Origin of the sequence: Phormidium sp. CCY1219, assembly GCF_035615515.1 — a bacterium.
Classification (GTDB): Bacteria; Cyanobacteriota; Cyanobacteriia; order Cyanobacteriales; family Laspinemataceae; genus CCY1219.
Genome location: NZ_JAJENT010000211.1, coordinates 1 through 1581 on the forward strand (window position 1 = coordinate 1; position 1581 = coordinate 1581).

The 1581-nt window shown below is 47.4% G+C and carries 2 protein-coding genes; one reads left to right on the plus strand and one right to left on the minus strand.

Translation table 11 applies throughout. The annotated features are described in order from the left end of the window. The coding region (locus LKK83_RS01675) for an RNA polymerase sigma factor (RefSeq protein WP_324629020.1) at positions 1–557 on the minus strand (557 nt) is incomplete at its 3' end. A 532-nt stretch (positions 558–1089) separates the two neighbouring features. On the opposite strand from LKK83_RS01675, the gene LKK83_RS01680 reads away from it, so the two are divergent. Continuing rightward, entirely contained in the window at positions 1090–1488 is a 399-nt protein-coding gene (locus LKK83_RS01680) for an endonuclease domain-containing protein (protein WP_324629021.1), read from the plus strand. Positions 1489–1581 lie beyond the last annotated feature (93 nt).

The window sequence follows — 1581 nt, forward strand, 5'->3', positions numbered from 1 at the left end:
GCCCCCCTTTCCAAGGGGGGTTGGGGGGATAAAACCTCAATAGCCCCCCTTCCCAAGGGGGGTTGGGGGGATAAAACAAAATATTCCCTTAATACCTGTTTCAAAATTCCTCGCGCCTGGGAAACGCGCTTGCGGACATTGGCGTAAGAAATATTCTGTCGATCCGCAATTTCTTGATAAGAAAGTTCGCGTTTGAAGTGCAGGAGAAAGGTCTCCCGCAGTCGGTTCGGTAAACGAGCGATCGCCCGACGGACAACAATTTTTTCCTCCTCTGCTTCTAAGAAACTTTCTGGAGTTTCCGATTCCCCAGACTTCCTCAAAACTTCTATATTTTCTACATTTTCTATATTTTCCAGACTCTCCACCGCTTGAGTTCTGCGTCTGCGGTGAATATCGATGCAGAGGTTCCGAGTCAACTGAGTCAGCCACCCCTTCACATTATCAATTGCTCCCACCCATTGTGCCATCTTTTCCTTCGCCTTGAGCATAGCCGTACTCAAGGCATCTTCAGCCTCAGTGGGGTTGCCATTCATCCACTCGAGACAGCGCCGATACAAATAATCTTCATGCTGTTGCCAAAGCTGCCAAAAAAGATCGTCGGAAAAATTTGGGAAAAATAAATCGATCTCGTATCGCTACGCGATACGAGATCGATTTATTTTTCCTTCATTGGCCAACTCTTTTTCTCTGGTTGGGGCAAAAGTCCGTCGCCTATTTATCCTTTTGTGATTAGAGACCTGACGCTCGTCGTTAAGGTGTAACGGGGTTGAAGCCATAAGTCTGTTGGGTTGCTAGGGCGCTGGTATTAGCTTATATTCTAACTTATTCTGATAAGTTTATGCCTTTCATTCCATTCGCGGGGTTTGAGGGAAAAGCCCCCTTCTATTCGCGGGGTTGGGGGGATGATCCGAAGCGGAGTGGCGTTCCCTTCGCGGGGTTGAGGGAAAAGCCCCCTTCTATTCGCGGGGTTGGGGGGATGATCCGAAGCGGAGTGGCGTTCCATGCGCGGGGTTTGAGGGAAAAGCCCCCTTTCCAAAGGGGAGTTTGGGGGGATAAAATAGGACTAAAACTTTACCAGCCCCCAAAATCATGTCTCAATTAAAAGAGGGACGCTATTTTCTCCCCTATAATCCCTCCCTTGTCGAACGAGCAAAAGAAATGCGAAAAAACCCTACCCCAGCAGAACGCAAGCTATGGCAGCAGTATTTAAGGAAGTTTCCTTTTAAAGTGTGGCGGCAAAAACCAATTGATAATTTTATTGTTGATTTTTATTGTGCCAAATTAAAGTTGGTTATCGAGGTCGATGGGGATACTCATTTTACCGAAGATGGGATGATTTATGACGAAAAACGCACTCAAATTTTAGAAGGTTACGGTTTGCAGGTGGTACGTTTTACCAATGATGAGGTGATGAATTGTTTTGATGGGGTTTGTTATTCTATTGGTGAGTTTATCCCCTCTAGTTTATCCCCCCTAGCCCCCCTTTGAAAGGGGGGAACCGGATTATCCCCCCTAGCCCCCCTTTGAAAGGGGGGAATTGGATTATCCCCTCTAGCCCCGGTTTATCCCCCCTAGCCCCCC